This is a genomic window from Bartonella pachyuromydis, assembly GCF_039543065.1.
Classification (GTDB): domain Bacteria; phylum Pseudomonadota; class Alphaproteobacteria; order Rhizobiales; family Rhizobiaceae; genus Bartonella; species Bartonella pachyuromydis.
Window position 1 is genome coordinate 64165 of record NZ_BAABJA010000006.1, and the last position, 17342, is coordinate 81506.

Here is a 17342-nt window from a genome sequence, read left to right on the forward strand (position 1 = left end):
GTTATCTTAGTACTTAGCCATATATTCTTGTATTAACAGTGTAAAATAAATTGTGTAATTCCATATAGGGTGTATTTTGATAATAACAATTACAAGTTGTACAATATTAATGTTTTTTGTATGACGAATATTTTTTATGTGCTCTTAACCAATTGCTATTAGCTATTCGCGTGAAAGGAGTTTATAAAAAAACTTTTTATTTCAACATTCGGGTAAAATTATGGATATCGTCATCGTTGAATCTCCAGCAAAAGCAAAAACAATTAATAAATATCTCGGATCTCAATACAAAGTTGTAGCATCATTTGGACATGTTCGTGATTTGCCTGCAAAAGATGGCTCCGTTCTGCCTGATCAAGATTTTTCTATGAAATGGGATATAGATTCTGCAGCCACGAAACGTTTAAATGAAATAGCAAAAGCAGTCAAAGAAGCCGATAGCCTTATTCTCGCAACCGACCCTGATAGAGAAGGAGAAGCTATTTCTTGGCACATTTTGGATGTTCTTCGTCAAAAAAAGGTTTTAAAAGATAAACCTGTTAAACGGGTTGTATTTAATGCTATCACAAAAAAATCTGTGCTTGATGCTATGAACAATCCACGTGATATTGATACATCACTTGTAGATGCCTACCTTGCTCGTCGTGCCCTTGATTATCTTGTTGGTTTTACACTCTCACCTGTTTTGTGGCGTAAGCTTCCCGGAGCACGCTCTGCTGGTCGTGTTCAATCTGTTGCTTTGCGTATTATTTGTGATCGTGAAGCAGAAATAGAACATTTTCTCAAAGAGGATTATTGGTCTCTGACAACAGACTTAAAAACCATCAGAAATGATAGTTTCCGAGCAAAATTGACAATGTTTAATCAAAGGAAGATTGGCAAACTTGATATTCAATCTCAACAACAAGCAGAGCAAATTCGCATTATGTTGGAGGAAGCAAAATATCGTACACTCAGTGTTGAAGCAAAACCCACAAAGAGAAATCCTGCTCCCCCATTTACAACATCCACTTTACAACAAGCGGCTTCTTCCAAACTAGGATTTTCAGCCTCTCGCACTATGCAAATTGCTCAAAAACTTTATGAAGGTGTTGAAATTAATGGTGAAACAGCAGGGCTTATTACCTATATGCGTACCGATGGTGTGCAAATAGCACCAGAAGCTATTGATTCAGCACGAAAAGCAATTCATGAATCTTTTGGCAGTGATTATATTCCTGAAAAACCGCGTTTTTATTCAACAAAAGCAAAGAATGCACAAGAAGCACATGAAGCTATTCGCCCAACAGATTTTCAACGTACTCCTAGTCAAGTACGAAATTTTCTCGATAGCGATCAGGCAAAACTCTATGAGTTAATCTGGAAGCGTGCTATTGCCAGTCAAATGTGTTCTGCTGAAATTGAACGTACAACCGTGAAAATTGAAGCACAGCAAGGCGAAAACTTTGCAAATTTACGTGCCACAGGTTCTGTTATTCGTTTTGATGGCTTTATTTCTGTTTATACTGATCAACAAGAAGAAGAAAACAGTGAAGAAAATGAAACGACACGCTTACCACAAATAAACGCTGGTGAAGTACTTGAAAAAGAAAAGGTTGAAGCTATACAACACAGTACAGAACCACCTCCTCGTTATTCTGAAGCTTCTTTAATTAAAAAGCTTGAAGAGTTAGGGATCGGTCGTCCTTCGACTTATGCCTCTACGTTATCCACATTGTGTGATCGTGGGTATATTGTCATTGATAAACGAAAGCTTATTCCTGATGCTAAAGGACGTATCGTTACAGCCTTTCTTGAAAATTTCTTTAATCGCTATGTAGAATATGGTTTTACAGCAGACCTTGAAGAAAAACTAGACCTTATATCGGATGGAAAACTTTCTTGGAAAGATGTTATGCGCGATTTTTGGGATGGATTTAACGCGTCTATTAGCAATATTAAAGAACTCCGTATAACCAATGTCCTTGACGTTTTAAACGTGACATTATCTCCTCTTGCTTTTCCTGTACGTGAAGATGGAAGCGATGTTCGTTCTTGTCCTCTTTGTGCAAACGGTGAATTATCTTTAAAGCTAGGGCGTTATGGTGCATTTGTTGGCTGCTCCAATTATCCCGAATGCAAATATACACGCCAACTTGGCACAGATAGTGGAGAAGAGAATGAAGCCATACGTAATGATGAGCCTGTTATACTTGGAGTTGATCCTCAAACAGGAAAAGATATTTCTCTTCGCAATGGTCGTTTTGGTCCCTATATTCAACTTGGTGACAGCAAAGAAGGCAAGCGTGCAGGATTACCCAAAGAATGGCAGACAGAAAATATTACTCTTGATAAAGCTTTGGCTTTACTCTCTCTGCCCCGTGAAATCGGTACACATCCTGAAACAGGCAAAATGATTACAGCAACCATCGGGCGCTATGGCCCCTACCTTACACATGATGGTAAGTCTGCTCCCCTTCTTCATGCAGATGACGTTTTTGATATCGGTATCAATCGTGCTGTGACAGTATTAGCCGAAAAACAAGACAATAAAACAACACGAAGCAGAACAACATCTGCCGCACTTGCAACATTAGGAGAACACCCTGATGGAGGAACGATCACTGTACGCAATGGACGTTATGGTCCGTATGTTAATTGGGGTAAAATTAATGCAACATTGCCAAAAGATAAAGAACCAATTAATGTAACACTTTCAGAAGCATTAGAACTTATATCAGCTAAAGCATCTCATAAAAAAGCAACCGGTAAGGCTTCCAGTAAAAAAGTAACGACAAAAAAAGTTCCTTCCAAAAGAAAAGAGACATAAATTTTGGCTAAAGGCGAAAAAAAAACAAAATATTTTCAATCATTCAATATGGAAAGACTGCCTAATAAAGCAGAAGTTCTTTCCTTTATTAATGAGAATCCTGACCAATCAAGTAAACGAGAAATCACCAAAGCTTTTAACTTAAAAGGCGATTCTCGTATTTGGCTAAGGGATATTTTACGTGAACTGAAAGATCAAAACCTCATATCAAAACAGCGTAAAAGAGCAATAAACAAAGGAAAATTACCACCAGTTGCTTTAGTAAAAATTAGTGGACGTGATGAAGATGGCAGTTTGATTGCACAACCTGTTGAATGGGAAGAGAGTTCAAAACCAAATATTGAAATACGCTCTTTTCATCGCATAAAAGGAGCAAGTGTGGGGATTGGGGATCATGTTCTTGTAAAAATCTTTCGAAATAAAACGCTTCAAAGCTCTCCTTATACAGGGCGTATCATCCGCAAAGTTGATGTATCACCAAAGAGTATATTTGGTATTGTACGAAAATTGGAAAATGACCATTGGCGGCTTGAGCCAATAGAGCGTAGAACGGATGAACTTATTATTGATAATTCTGAAATATCTTCAAATATAAAGATAGAAACGGGTGACCTTGTTGAAGTTGAAATTAAAAAAAATACCGGTTATGGACTAAAAACTGCACAAATAAAAAATGTTTTAGGGCATATTAATAGTGAAAAAACACTTTCCATGATTGCTCTTCTTTCAAAAGGCATTCCTTATATTTTCCCTGAAGATGTTCTTGGGCAAGCAAAACATATAAAACCTGCTAACAGAGAAAATCGTGAAGATTGGCGGCAATTACCACTTGTTACAATTGATCCACTCGATGCAAAAGACCATGATGATGCCGTTTATGCGATAAGAGATGAAGATCCTGCTAATCTTGGTGGTTGGGTTATTGTGGTCGCAATCGCAGATGTTTCTTATTATATCAAAACAGGAAGTCTTTTAGATAAAGAAGCATTAAAACGAGGAAATTCCGTTTATTTTCCTGATCGAGTTGTACCAATGTTGCCAGAACGTATTTCTAATAATTTATGTTCTCTGCGTGAAGGAAAAGAAAGACCAGCTTTAGCTGTTCGGATGATTTTTGATGCAAATGGTAATAAACAAAAACATAGTTTCCATCGTGTGATGGTGCGTGTAGTCGCCAAGTTTTCTTATCAAGAAGTACAATTAGCAATTGAGGGAAATAGAAATGAAAAAACTGCTCCCTTTTTCGAGAGTATTTTACAACCATTATGGAAAGCTTATGAGTGCCTCAAAATCGCGCGGGATCGTCGACAACCACTAGAATTAGAAATAGCAGAAAAAAAAATTGTTCTTGATCAAAATGGATGCATCAAAGATGTTGTCAATGAACCACATTTAGAAGCACATCGTTTGATTGAAGAATTCATGATACAAGCAAATATTGCAGCTTCTGAAACATTAAAAGAGCATAACCAACCCCACATCTATCGTATCCATGATAAACCCTCTCTTGTAAAACAAGAAATACTACGAAATTTTCTACAAAGTTTGGGAATATCACTTTCTCGCGGTGCAGAGCTTACATCAGCACACCTTAATAGTATTTTAGCAAAAGTTGTGAATACAAAACAACAAGAGTTGGTCAATCAAGTTATTTTGCGCACCCAATCTCAAGCAGAATATAATCCTCAAAATATTGGTCATTTTGGTTTAAACTTACATAACTATACACACTTTACATCACCCATTCGCCGTTATGCTGATCTGATTATTCATCGCGCACTCATTAAAGCTCTAAAATTGGGAAATGACCAATTAACAAAAACACAAGAACAAAATCTTGCAGAAATTGCCACGCAAATTTCCTTATATGAACGCCGTGCAATGGTAGCTGAAAGAGAAACAGTTGATCGACTTGTCGCACATTATTTAACCAACAAAATTGGCTGTACTTTTACAGGTCGTGTTTCTGGAGTTACAAAAGCTGGGCTTTTTATCTCACTCGATAGACTTAATACAGATGGTTTTGTACATATTACGACACTTAAAAATGATTATTATTATTTTGATGAAGTACAACATACTCTTGTGGGAAAGCGTAGTCACAAAGGCTATCAACTAAGTGATATTGTAGAGGTAAAACTTATAACAGTACAGCCTTTTGCTGGTGCTTTATGCTTTGAGCTCTTAACAGAACCTCGTACAATAGCTTTTTCATCGAAATCCTACCATAAAAAAAAGCTTATAATGAAAAAACAAAGATATGATTTTTATAAAAGAAAGAATCTTAACTAAACGGAAAAATCAAAAGCGATTATTATAACTTTTGTTTAAAAGCTTTTAAAAACATTTAACAGTTATTTCACTTCCCTTAATTAAATATTATTGGTAATAATTACAGAATATTGATCATAAAAAAATAAGAACCACACTAAAATGTGTAGTAATTATATTATTCAATCAATCATAATACGATAAAATTCTGAAAGAGCTTTGCGTATTAAATGAATGAGAGAATCTACAAAGGATAGGCTAGTATTTTTTATTCCAAGTTATATTCTATTAGCTTCATAAATAAAAGCATAAAGCATCCTTATGATAAAAAATTGAACCCTCACAATCATTCTTTACTTGCAATCGTTGCAGCTATTACAATCATTGGTACCACTGAAATAGTATTGGAAATACAACTTGTTTCACCTCCCAGACAGAAATAGGCATTTCAAAGAGAAACATCGGCTATAGCTCATGATGAGCATAGGGGCTTCGCGTTTTTAGGATCCTATTTTTATAAATCTGTATAGATTTGCTTTTTTTTAAAGATTATTACATTATGACAAATTCGTTTATCCTTTTAGAATTTTGAAACAACAGTTGTGTATCATCTAAAAGGCATGATTTAACATTCTCTTATTTATTATAGAAAGATTTGTAAGGTATCCTGCACCTGCTAGCAAAGGTCGGAGCACAGGAATTCATATTTTTGCGACAGGTTGTATTCTTAATGTATTTGTTTCTATACTAATTCTCATAGCATGGAAATGAATTTCAACGTTTAAAGAGATCTGCATAAATTCTTTGTTTTCTATCTTTCTCATATTTCAAGCTCAATGATGGTAGTTTTTATTTACCGTGCTGTCCAAATGGGGACATTAACTTTTATAAAATCCTTTATTCATCTATTGGATATAACGAAAATGAGGATGCAGATTTTGTGGTAACGCTTGCAGTTAGTAATTTTTTCTCTTAAACTCTATCAGTTATAAACGGATCAATATTATCTTCTTATAGAGGATGCTATCGTAGTCTTTGTTATAACTTTTATGATACCATATAGGTAAACAAAACGCCAATGGCTCTTTTCCTTCTGGGGGTGTATCGGCCGTTTTTACACAATCAAACGCGCACATCTCTAAAAAAAACATGAAATGTTTCATGCTCATTCTGCTTATGATATTTTTGTTATGGAGTTGGTATACTTATTGGACCAACTCTTATATTGGCTAAACCATGGATATCTTTACTCCCTTTGATTTTTCAGCAGCTATCACTTGTTTTTTTAGTTTATAGATGACTTTAGTGTTTGTACAACTGATCAGAAAATTAATCAGCTCTTGACTTTTTTTAGAACATCCGTAGTGTTGCCGCAAAATCTGATTACGTTGGAAATAGATTTTAACAACAAGGCAATATTATTTTTCAATATAAACATAAATAGGAATCTTAAATTATGGCTAAGGCAGCAACCATTAAGATCAAGCTTTTGTCAACTGCAGATACTGGTTTTTTCTATGTGACGAAAAAAAACAGTCGTACAATGACAGATAAAATGAGCAAACGTAAATATGATCCAGTTGTAAAAAAGCACGTCGAATTTAAAGAAACAAAAATTAAATAACAGATCATATCGTTTAACTGGTAATTTCGGAACCTTTAAAAAGTGTTTTTTTATTAAAGAAAATAATCTATCTGTAATTTATATATTTTTACGCAATGGGTTGATTTGTTTTTTGATTGCCTATCTGAATCATCATAGATCTTATCTATGGTATTAGCTTTGGTGTGTTATTGATATACAATAAAGATATAAAATGGCATTATGATAATAAAACATTTCCATCAGAATAGAGTGGTATTTTTGTCAAGAAAATGGAAATATTCGTAAATCTTATAGGCAATTCTTACTAAATAAAGTATATTATGGTATTAGTTTCTTGAATTTAATGAATTTTTTTTTTCTTATTTAAATCGAAAAAACCTTAAGCTAAAAGTTATAGGTTTTAATGTCTTTATTGCTGCTATTATTATAACAGTTTATTTTAAATACATTCAAATGCTTCCTCAAAAAGAAAATTTTTCTTTAAAAACATCTATTGAAGGTCAAGCGTTTGTTCTTGATGGTGATTCAATCATGATTTCTTCAATCATGATTCGGCTTGCAGGAATTGATGCACCTGAGCTCCACCAATTTTGCGGTCAAAATGAGACACGCTATCCATGTGGGCTTGAAGCAAAAAAGTATTTAGAACGGCTTATAGCCAATCACCCCGTTAAATGTCACTGGCATAAAAAAGATAAATACCGTCGCATTCTTGCAACATGCAAAACGAAACAGGTCAATAATATCAATGCAACGCTTGTACGTAATGGTTGGGCTGTAAGTTATTATGATTACCCTAAAGAAGAGCAAGAAGCTAAAAAGAAAAAAAAAGGAATATGGCAATCAAATTTTCAACGACCAAAAGAATGGCGAAAAGCACATCCACGGACAGAATAAGAAGAATATTTTTCAATTCCCTATTTGCCTATGACGCAACAAAACTGTAACCAAATTATCAAACTTGAAAAGCAAATTTATTCTTGCCGCATTTGTATTCAACAACCACGCTATCTTCCTCCTCTTCTTCATGAACCAAACCCCGTTGTTTATTTATCCGATAGGGCATTAATTGCAATTGCGGGGCAAGCGCCTGGATTGCGTGTCCATGAGACTTCTATCCCTTTTAATGATCGCTCTGGTGAAAGATTACGTCATTGGTTAAATGTTTCGAAAGAAGAATTTTATAATAGATCTCTCTTTGCTATTGTTCCTATGGGATTTTGCTTTCCAGGTTATGACAAAAATAAATCTGATTTGCCACCAAGGCGAGAATGTCATGAAATATGGCATGAGAAAATATTTCAAGAGATGCCACAAATAAAGCTTGTACTTGCTATTGGAAGTTATGCACAAAAGTGGCATATCACAGGATTAAAGCATAAAACTGTTTCAGCAACCGTTAATGATTGGAGAAATATTCTTTCCATACGCCAACCTCGAGGCTATAATGTTCTGCCTTTGCCTCATCCCTCATGGAGAAATACTTCTTGGTTACAAAAAAATCCATGGTTTAACGATGAGCTTATTGTGTATCTGCGCAGTTTAATACGTAAATTTTTATAAACTTGAATATTGAGAAAAAATATGGATCGTCTTGATCGAAAAATTCTACATCTTTTGCAAGAAAATGCCACTCTCTCTGTTGCTGATATTGCAAAAAGAGTTGGGCTTTCCACTACTCCTTGCTGGCGTAGAATTCAAAAACTTGAAGAGGATGGTGTTATTCAACGTCGTGTTGCTGTCCTTTCTCCAGAAAAAGTGAATGCTCACGTTACTGTTTTTGTTTCTATTCGTACAAACACACATAGCCATGAATGGTTTAAGCGTTTTTCAAAAATTGTACAAGAATTTCGTGAAGTCATTGAATTTTATCGAATGAGTGGAGATATTGACTATTTATTACGTGTTGTCGTTCCCAATATTGAAGCTTACGATCTTTTTTATAAAAAATTAATTACTCAAATTGATATCCGTGATGTTTCATCTTCTTTCGCCATGGAACAGATTAAATATACGACAGAACTTCCTCTCAATTATATAAAATTACAAGAAAAAAACAGCGAACAAGATCCTTAAAGACTTCTGTAAATACATGACCATTCTTTAGGCAGTTAAATGCTCTTTTTCAAAGAATGCCATTTGTGTATGTGTCAGAACAGCAGCCTTTACAATGCCAGCAGCCATAGCAGCGCCTGTCCCTTCACCAAGGCACATTTTCAGATCTAAAAGGGGTTCCTTACCAATTATTTTTAAAAGTTTATGATGGACTGTCTCAGAAGAAACATGTCCAACAAGAGTATGATCAAGAGCTCTTGGATGCATTTTATAAAGGATTGCTGCGGCTGCTGTTGCTACAAAACCATCTAAAATAACCGGAATTTTTTCCATTCTTGCAGCCAAAATAGCTCCAACAATAGCAGCAATTTCCCGCCCTCCTAATCGACGCATTATTTCAAAAGGATCATGAAAATGATCTTTATGTAAAAAAATCGCTGTCTTAAGCGCCGTTACTTTACGCTGATAAAATTCTCCATCTGATTCTCTAGCACTTTCTGTCCATTCCTCAACCTCTCCACCAAATAGGGCTAAACACAAAGCTGAAGCTATAGTTGTATTTCCAATTCCCATTTCACCTATACAGAGGAGATCTGTTCCACCAGCAATGGATTCCATTCCAAATGCCATTGTAGCAGCTGCACTACGTTCATCCATTGCTGCATCTTTGGTAATATTCATTGTGGGATATTCCAGTGCTAAATCAAAAATCTTCAATCCAAGATCATAAGCTATGCAAATTTGATTAATAGCACCACCACCCGTTGCAAAATTTTCTACCATCTTCTGTGTCATAGATTGTGGAAATGGTGTAATATTTTCTTCTGTAATACCATGATTGCCAGAAAAAATAGCAACGAGAGGTCGTTTTATGATGGGCTTTTCTGCTCCTCTCCATCCTGCATACCAAACTGCAATATCTCCCAATTTCCCTAGAGCTCCTTCAGTTTTTATTAATTTTTCTTGCCGTTTTTTTGCCAAAGTTGTAAAAACTGTATCAGTAGTAGGTAAATTTATGAGTAAAGCGCGAAAATCATCAAATGGACTAACAGTCATGAAAAAACCTTTTCAAATCTACAATGTTTCATGAGAATCTCGTCATATATACAGGATATGAATAATTTGTTGTTTTTTTAAAAGCAGTGTTTTAAAAATATTAAATGGTATTGGTGAAATTGTTTTTTAGAGTTTAATTTTCTAACAAAAAGATGGCTCTCTAAAGTTTAAAAGTATAAAATATTATCAGTATGTTGTTTAATATTATTAATCTATTTCTATGTTGAGATACATGTATTTAGCATACTATCGAATACGTAGAATTCTCTCCATAACAAAGGTAATAACTTTCTAAAATTTACGATCTGGATTTTTAAAAATCTTCGTAGAGCAGTAAAACTTTTAGAGAATTTAAGCTTTAATATAACTAATCTGAAACTGTTGTTAATTAAGGGCAGCAAAAGCTTCTTTTAAGACATGGATTCCTGCGTCATTTTTAGTTGCATCATTTGATAATATCTGCCGCCATCGACGTGCCCCATTCCGACCATGAAATAAACCAATCATATGGCGTGTTACATGAGAAAGCCGCCCTCCTAATGTAATATGTCGAGCAGCATAATCACACATGGTTTCAATAAGATCATCATCACTTAGATCATTTGGCGGTTCACCATATATTTCAAAATCAACATATTTTAATAAAGTTGGATCATGATAAACTTGTCGACCAACCATGGTAGCATCACACAAAGTTAGATGTTCTTTAATTTCAAAAATAGATTTAATGCCACCATTTATCCCAATGAATTTATGTGGATATTTCCGTTTTAATTTATAAACGCGCTCATAATTCAGTGGAGGAATATTACGATTTTCTTTCGGGCTTAATCCTTGTAACCATGCTTTGCGCGCATGTACCCAAAGTGCGTCACATCCAGCATTCCAAACTTGATGAGCTAAAAGATCTAAAGCAAATTCTTCATCTTGCTCGTCCACACCAATGCGACATTTAACAGTTACAGGTATTGTAACAACTTGTTTTATCGCTTCCACAGCCCTTGCTACAATATCAGGATATAGCATCAAGCAAGCACCAAATACACCAGCTTGAACACGATTTGATGGACAACCAACATTGAGATTTATTTCATTATAACCAAATTCTTCAGCAATTCGTGCGGCCTCTGCTAATTTTTTCGGATCTGCTCCTCCTAATTGCAAGGCAACAGGATGCTCTTTATGATTCAAAGCCAATATTTGTTTGCGAACACCATGAATAACAGCATCGGCTACAATCATTTCAGTATAAAGAAGTGCTTTTTTTGTTAAAAGGCGATAAAAAAATCTGCAATGTCGATCTGTCCAATCCAACATTGGTGCTACTGCAAATTTCACTGATGATGGAGGACTATATAATAGCATAAAAAAATGGCTCTTTTATCTTCATTAAATGCTTCTCATTCATAATACAAAGTCTATACTTTTCTACTACATAGAAATGTGTTATTCTCTTTACCTATTAAAATAATAGAAATAGGCTCTTTATCTCATTGTTTAATCCACACCAATATAAAGAAGGAAACACAATATACTAACTCTTGGTGAAATGAGTTTCAGATATTATGTCTATGCAGCGAGCGCTATAGATATGAAACTATAATATAAAAACCTATTTTAATGGCTTTTCTTACCATTTATATGATCTTTTAAGGATTATACCGATATTATCCAGTACAATTTCTAAGATATTTTGAGTTTGATAAACAATAAATGAAATTATTATTGGAATTTTTATGAAATGAGATACATAAATGATAAGCAGGAAAAATCAATCTGATTAGAGAGTGTATAGGAAAGAAATATTTTCATTCCTTAAATAATGAGAAAAATTGCGTATTTTATGGAGCGTTTTTTGTGTAATAAATGGGAAAATATGCAAAGAAAAAAGCTACAATGAGCACTATGAGCAAATGCAAATATTATCTCTAATATTTGGGTCTATTTCATCATTCTATCTTATTTTTAACATGCATGAATGTTTCTATTATCAGAACTCCGAAGAAGAATATATGTAACACTATAAGTAAATTTGCTAATTAATTAAAATCATTATAAATTTTGTTATACTTTTTTTGACTTTGCATATAAGCAGAAAGCATATGAGTCTCTTTCTCATTAAACAAAAGCCCAAGTTTTGAACGGCGCCACAATACATCTTCACATGTTTTCGCCCATTCCTTTTCCATCAACCATTTGACTTCTATTTCATAGAGTCCATGTCCAAAATCTTTTCCTTTATCTTTTTTAGCATGTGCAAATATCACCAATGCTTCGGAACCATAAGAGCGCGCAAGTCTACGATAAGTAAAAGCATCTAAACCTGGAATCAAAAGAGCAATTTCCTTTTCAATTATCTTTAAACTGTTATACGGAAAATCACCCCCAGGAAGCGTTGAATTTTTTGTCCACGGTGCTCCCTTTGTTCCAAGAGCTTTTTCAACAAATTTCATCGCATCTTCAGCCAGTTTACGATAAGTTGTAATCTTACCACCATAAAGATTAAGAATCCGTGGTGCATTTTCTGTACCCATTTCTTTTAAAACGTAATCACGTGTAATTTCTTGTGCCTTTGAAGCTCCATCATCATAGAGTGGACGAACACCAGAATAGGTCCAAACAATATTTTCACGCAGTATGGGTTGTATAAAATATTCACTCGCCGCTGCACAGATATAATCAATCTCTGCATCAGTAATATGAACATGAGCAGGATCTCCTTGATAATCACAATCTGTTGTTCCAAGCAATGTAAACTCTTCTTGATATGGAATAGAAAAGAGAATACGCCCATCAACGTTTTGAAAAATATAAGCACGATCATGAGCATAAAGCTTAGGCACAAGAATATGAGATCCCTTGACAAGTCGTACGGGTGGATTTTCTTTACAGTCTAGTACGTCTGCTAGAATATGATTAATCCAAGGACCTGTCATATTCGCAATATAAGAAGCCGTCACGCAATATTCTTTACCAGTTAATTTATTTTGAAGAATGATAAGCCACTTTTCTTTTTCTCTCTTTAAAGAGAGAACTTTTGTTCGTACTTTTATATCGGCCCCCTGCTCTTCAGCATCACGAGCATTAGCAATGACCAAACGTGCATCATCTACTCTAGCATCAGAATATTCAAAACCTTTACGATATTTTTCTTGAAGTGTAGAAGGAAAGTCTTTTGAAAAATGAACCGTTTTACTGCGCCATAGTTTTTGGTTCCAATTTCCCAAATAATCATAAATGAAGAGTCCCAAACGCAACATCCAAGCAGGACGCAATTTTTTATGATAGGGAAGAAGAAAGCGTAAAGGACGTACGATATGTGGAGCCATACGCCAGATAACTTCTCGTTCTTTTAATGCTTCACGAACCAATCTAAACTCATAATGTTCAAGATAACGAAGGCCACCATGAATAAGCTTTGTCGATGCACTTGAGGTCCCCGAAGCGAGATCATTCATTTCCGCCAACCCAACTTTAAACCCGCGTCCAGCTGCATCTCTTGCCAGTCCACACCCGTTTATCCCTCCACCAATGATAAACAAATCATAATGCATCATGGTTTTCATCATTTTACTTTTCATCATTCAGTTTAATTTTGTTTTACTGCACTCAATAAAGCACCAACTAAAAAGCTCATAAAGATACTTTTATCGGATTATCAATGCGCTTTTTCTCACAATAAATCATGTGTATAAATATCTTTGATACCATCATAAATGAACGCAGATAAAAAGAAAGGGAATTCCGGTTCTTAAAGAACATAAGAATCGTAAATATGCATCATCTGAAGTCTTCTCAGAGAAAAAAGTTGATGTTTTTCCTGCAACCTACTAGATATATGCTATAATCAAGTGCTTATATTGCATATAAGCAATAGTTTTCATAGACTTTGACTTCAGTATTATAAGAAAAAATGAAGGCCTATAAATGACTTATCAGTCTCAATATTCGAAAACAACGTTCATTGCTAGACTTTTAGCAACAATTCTGTTGAGTTTTCTAAGCTTTTCATCTTCTTTATCGAATGCAACATCGAGCAATAAAACAGCAAATTATTTAAATGTGGAAAAACTTAAAGCACAACTTCTAGAGGATTCTGCTTTTTTATCTAAGCTCAAAGAAAAGATAACACCACAAATCGATAATCGTGATATTCAGGAAATAGTAAGGGATTATTTACTTACTCATCCAGAAATTATGATTGAAATGCAGCTCATCCTCCAAGAAAAATTGGAAAAGAGAGACGCGCAAGATGTTCAAACACAAGCTTCAATTATTCACTTCTTTAAAAAAGAAATCTTTTATTCCCCTCATGATGCAGTTTTAGGAAATCCAAATGGTAAAAAAGTGCTGATTGATTTTTTTGATTACAATTGTGGATATTGTAAAATCTCCTATTCACACATAGAAAACTTAATAAAAGAATACCCAGATCTGCGAGTCATTCTTAAAGATTTACCTATTTTAGGAGCTGATTCTATGGCAGCACACACTGTTGCACATGCTTTTCGAAAACAATTTCCAGAAAAATATCCTCAATTTTATAAAGCGCTTTTAACCAGTAAAAGCCGCGCGAATGAAGCTAAAGCCATAAAAATAGCAGTCTCGTTAGGAGCAGATGAAAAAGAATTGCGCAATGCAATAAAAAATCCTAGCCTTCAAAATTCCTTTAAAGAGAATCTCGGAATTGCTTCTCAGCTCAATATTACAGGTACGCCTTCTTATATTATTGGTGAGAAAGTCTTCATCGGAGCCATAGGCCAAGATATGTTAAAAAAATCCATAGAAAATACAGAGTGAATATTTTTCTTATTTCATCAATTTTATAAAGAATACTGTCAATGAAACGATTTTATGCTTTTTCTTTTTTTATAACAGACTTATAAGTGCAATTTCATGTAGAAGGTATTAGTTTAAGATTACAAAGTGTAATTTTAAAAAAGTATATAGCTTTTTTAAAAAAACTCAAAAGGTTATCCGTAGTCTAGAGATATTCAGTCATAAGCATTAAATAATGACGATCTTCATTGATCAAGGAGTTAGAAATTAAAATGGCAACAAAAGAAATAGACGCAGCAAAATATACCGCAATTGATACAAAAATTATTCGTGACCTTGCTGAAATTTTAAATGATACGAATTTAACGAATATTGAACTTGAACAGGGTGGACTTCGTATTTGCGTCTCGCGCCAAAATATTTCAACACTTCCTGAACAGACAATTTATGCTCCTGTTTCCCCCACTGTTTCCCCCACAGTTTCCCCCACAGTTTCCGTAACTTCGTCCCCTACTCCGACGATTGCGGCTCCTATAAAAGAAGATAAATCTAAGGATGCCATAACATCTCCAATGGTTGGAACAGCCTATCTTGCTCCTTCGCCAGGAGCACAACCTTTTGTAGAAGTAGGGCAAAATGTTTCTGAGGGGCAAACATTACTTATCATTGAAGCAATGAAAACGATGAATCAAATTCCATCACCATGTTCAGGTACAGTAACCACTATTTTAGTAAAAGATGGCCAACCCGTTGAGTTTGGTGAACCACTTATCGTTGTTGAATAAAGTGAGAGGCAACTATGATTCGAAAAATCCTCATTGCTAATCGAGGAGAAATTGCTCTTCGTGTTCTACGGGCCTGCAAAGAACTAGGCATCAAAACTGTAGCCGTTCACTCCATTGCTGATGCTGATGCAATGCATGTTCGTCTTGCTGATGAAAGTGTTTGTATAGGACCTCCCCCAGCACGCGATTCTTATCTGAGCGTCCAACAAATTATTGCTGCGTGTGAGATTACAGGAGCTGATGCTGTTCACCCAGGTTATGGCTTTCTTTCTGAGAATGCGAAGTTTGCCGATGTTCTAGAAGCCCATCATATTACATTTATCGGTCCAACAGCTGCACATATTCGAATCATGGGCGACAAAATCGAAGCAAAGAAAACCGCTAAAAAACTTGGAATTCCTGTGGTTCCTGGTTCAGATGGTGCTGTTACTGAAGAAACAGATGCTTTACGCATTGCGCATGAAATTGGTTATCCAGTTATTATTAAGGCTTCTGCTGGTGGTGGTGGACGCGGTATGAAAGTCGTTCATTCTGAACAAGAATTTGCTATAGCTCTTAAAACGACGCGTTCGGAAGCAAAAGCAGCTTTTGGTGATGATGCAGTTTATATAGAGAAATATTTAGAAAAGCCGCGACATATTGAAATTCAAATTATCGGTGATGGCGCAGGAAATGCTATTCATTTAGGAGAGCGCGATTGTTCACTTCAACGACGTCACCAGAAAATATGGGAAGAAGCTACATCGCCTGCACTTAATGAAATTGAACGAAAAAAAATTGGTGACATTGTTGCGAATGCTTGTGCACAACTTGAATATCGCGGAGCAGGTACCATTGAATTTCTTTATGAGAATGGTGAATTTTACTTTATTGAAATGAATACGCGTTTACAAGTCGAACATCCTGTAACTGAGGCCATTACCGGCATAGATTTAGTTCATGAACAAATTCATATCGCATCAGGGAACAAGCTTTCAGTTGCACAAGAAGATATCAGCTTCTCTGGCCATGCTATTGAGTGTCGTATTAATGCGGAAGATCCTCTTACCTTTACGCCATCACCAGGAACCATTACACATTTCCATACCCCTGGAGGCCTAGGAATTCGCGTTGATTCAGGTGCTTATTCAGGTTATCGAATTCCTCCTTATTATGATAGCATGATTGGAAAATTGATTGTTCATGGACGTACTCGTTTGGAATGCATGATGCGTTTACGACGCGCTTTAGATGAATTTGTGGTTGATGGAATCAAAACCACATTGCCTCTCTTTCGTGATCTTATCAACAATCAAGATGTTGCAGATGGTAATTATAATATTCTCTGGCTAGAAAAATATCTTTCTAAGCAATCAGTTTCTTCAGATTCGTAATCTGGTGACAAAAGGGGTAGTTCTGATCACTACTTTTTATGAAGTATTATACACAGAAATAACATCGAACATCATTGTAAATGATCGCAATAAAATAAAGAAACTAATTATTTTATAATTTATGATAAAAGTTTTTAAAATATACAGCAAAATTGATAATTTTCTATTTTCCTTTTTGTAAGTTTATGCTAACTGTTGCACAGTTATGCCCTTATAGCTCAGTTGGTAGAGCACCTGATTTGTAATCAGGGGGTCGGGAGTTCGAGTCTCTCTGGGGGCACCATTGCGTTTTATACTCAAAATAAGTTATTGGTTTCTCATATCTTTTTTACTGTGGGGGATACCCGAATAAAAGTAAGGGAATAGGATTTTGCAACATGCCTCTACAAAGCACGTCCTTTTTTGCTAACTTCTTTTAATAATTCTTTGAGTTTTGCTAAATCCTGTTGTGAAAAATTCTCTAAAGCTCTAACGGACATACCAATAATTTCAGAGCAAAATGAATCAGAAGATTTAATTGTAAAACTCTTACGACAAGCATCAGCCTCTTTTCTTAAGAGAGAAGCCATATCCTGATCTCAATTGTACAACTCTATGATCTTTTCTTC

At 35.1% G+C, this 17342-nt stretch carries 13 protein-coding genes and 1 tRNA gene; 10 read left to right on the forward strand and 4 right to left on the reverse strand.

All coding sequences use genetic code 11. The features are described 5' to 3' along the window. Positions 1 to 220 precede the first annotated feature (220 nt). The 6 genes from topA (at position 221) to ABD917_RS05645 (ending at position 8762) form a co-directional block, all read left to right on the forward strand. A complete protein-coding gene (topA, locus tag ABD917_RS05620) occupies positions 221 to 2809 on the forward strand; it encodes a type I DNA topoisomerase (protein ID WP_345119128.1) in 2589 nt (862 codons plus the stop codon). A gap of 3 nt (positions 2810 to 2812) precedes the next feature. Beyond that, positions 2813 to 5101: a ribonuclease R gene (rnr, locus tag ABD917_RS05625; protein WP_345119129.1), complete on the forward strand. Its 2289-nt coding sequence runs from the start codon at positions 2813 to 2815 to the stop codon at positions 5099 to 5101. Between the two features lie 1435 nt (positions 5102 to 6536). Next, positions 6537 to 6704 (forward strand): 50S ribosomal protein L33, encoded by a 168-nt coding sequence (gene rpmG / locus ABD917_RS05630; RefSeq protein ID WP_004864083.1) that lies wholly within the window; start codon positions 6537 to 6539, stop codon positions 6702 to 6704. A 435-nt stretch (positions 6705 to 7139) separates the two neighbouring features. Beyond that, positions 7140 to 7583 carry a thermonuclease family protein gene (locus ABD917_RS05635; RefSeq protein ID WP_345119130.1) on the forward strand — a complete coding sequence of 148 codons (444 nt, stop codon included), beginning with the start codon at positions 7140 to 7142 and terminating at the stop codon, positions 7581 to 7583. Positions 7584 to 7613: 30 nt separating this feature from the next. Then, positions 7614 to 8249: a uracil-DNA glycosylase family protein gene (locus tag ABD917_RS05640; RefSeq protein WP_345119131.1), complete on the forward strand. Its 636-nt coding sequence runs from the start codon at positions 7614 to 7616 to the stop codon at positions 8247 to 8249. 21 nt (positions 8250 to 8270) lie between these two features. After that, a complete protein-coding gene (locus ABD917_RS05645; protein WP_345119132.1) occupies positions 8271 to 8762 on the forward strand; it encodes an Lrp/AsnC family transcriptional regulator in 492 nt (163 codons plus the stop codon). Positions 8763 to 8789: 27 nt separating this feature from the next. Here ABD917_RS05645 and cobT read toward each other — a convergent pair whose 3' ends face one another. From cobT to glpD, 3 genes are all read right to left on the reverse strand, one after another. Next, complete coding sequence (gene cobT, locus ABD917_RS05650; RefSeq protein ID WP_345119133.1) at positions 8790 to 9797, reverse strand: nicotinate-nucleotide--dimethylbenzimidazole phosphoribosyltransferase; 1008 nt, start codon at positions 9795 to 9797, stop codon at positions 8790 to 8792. A 384-nt stretch (positions 9798 to 10181) separates the two neighbouring features. After that, positions 10182 to 11162, reverse strand: coding sequence for a tRNA dihydrouridine(20/20a) synthase DusA (dusA, locus tag ABD917_RS05655; RefSeq protein ID WP_345119134.1), 981 nt, complete (start codon positions 11160 to 11162; stop codon positions 10182 to 10184). Between the two features lie 674 nt (positions 11163 to 11836). Continuing rightward, positions 11837 to 13381 (reverse strand): glycerol-3-phosphate dehydrogenase, encoded by a 1545-nt coding sequence (glpD, locus tag ABD917_RS05660; protein ID WP_345119135.1) that lies wholly within the window; start codon positions 13379 to 13381, stop codon positions 11837 to 11839. Positions 13382 to 13724: 343 nt separating this feature from the next. On the opposite strand from glpD, the gene ABD917_RS05665 reads away from it, so the two are divergent. The 4 genes from ABD917_RS05665 (at position 13725) to ABD917_RS05680 (ending at position 17017) form a co-directional block, all read left to right on the forward strand. Continuing rightward, positions 13725 to 14597 carry a DsbA family protein gene (locus ABD917_RS05665; RefSeq protein WP_345119136.1) on the forward strand — a complete coding sequence of 291 codons (873 nt, stop codon included), beginning with the start codon at positions 13725 to 13727 and terminating at the stop codon, positions 14595 to 14597. 251 nt (positions 14598 to 14848) lie between these two features. Further along, positions 14849 to 15361, forward strand: coding sequence for an acetyl-CoA carboxylase biotin carboxyl carrier protein (gene accB / locus ABD917_RS05670; protein ID WP_345119137.1), 513 nt, complete (start codon positions 14849 to 14851; stop codon positions 15359 to 15361). Between the two features lie 14 nt (positions 15362 to 15375). Beyond that, on the forward strand, positions 15376 to 16734 hold the full coding sequence (gene accC / locus ABD917_RS05675; protein WP_345119138.1) for an acetyl-CoA carboxylase biotin carboxylase subunit: 1359 nt from the start codon (positions 15376 to 15378) through the stop codon (positions 16732 to 16734). A 207-nt stretch (positions 16735 to 16941) separates the two neighbouring features. Continuing rightward, positions 16942 to 17017 (forward strand) — tRNA-Thr (locus tag ABD917_RS05680). 100 nt (positions 17018 to 17117) lie between these two features. Here the strand turns inward: ABD917_RS05680 and ABD917_RS05685 are convergent. Continuing rightward, the gene (locus ABD917_RS05685) at positions 17118 to 17303 is read right to left on the reverse strand and encodes a hypothetical protein (RefSeq protein ID WP_345119139.1); all 186 of its coding nucleotides are present in this window, start codon (positions 17301 to 17303) and stop codon (positions 17118 to 17120) included. Between the last annotated feature and the right edge of the window lie 39 nt (positions 17304 to 17342).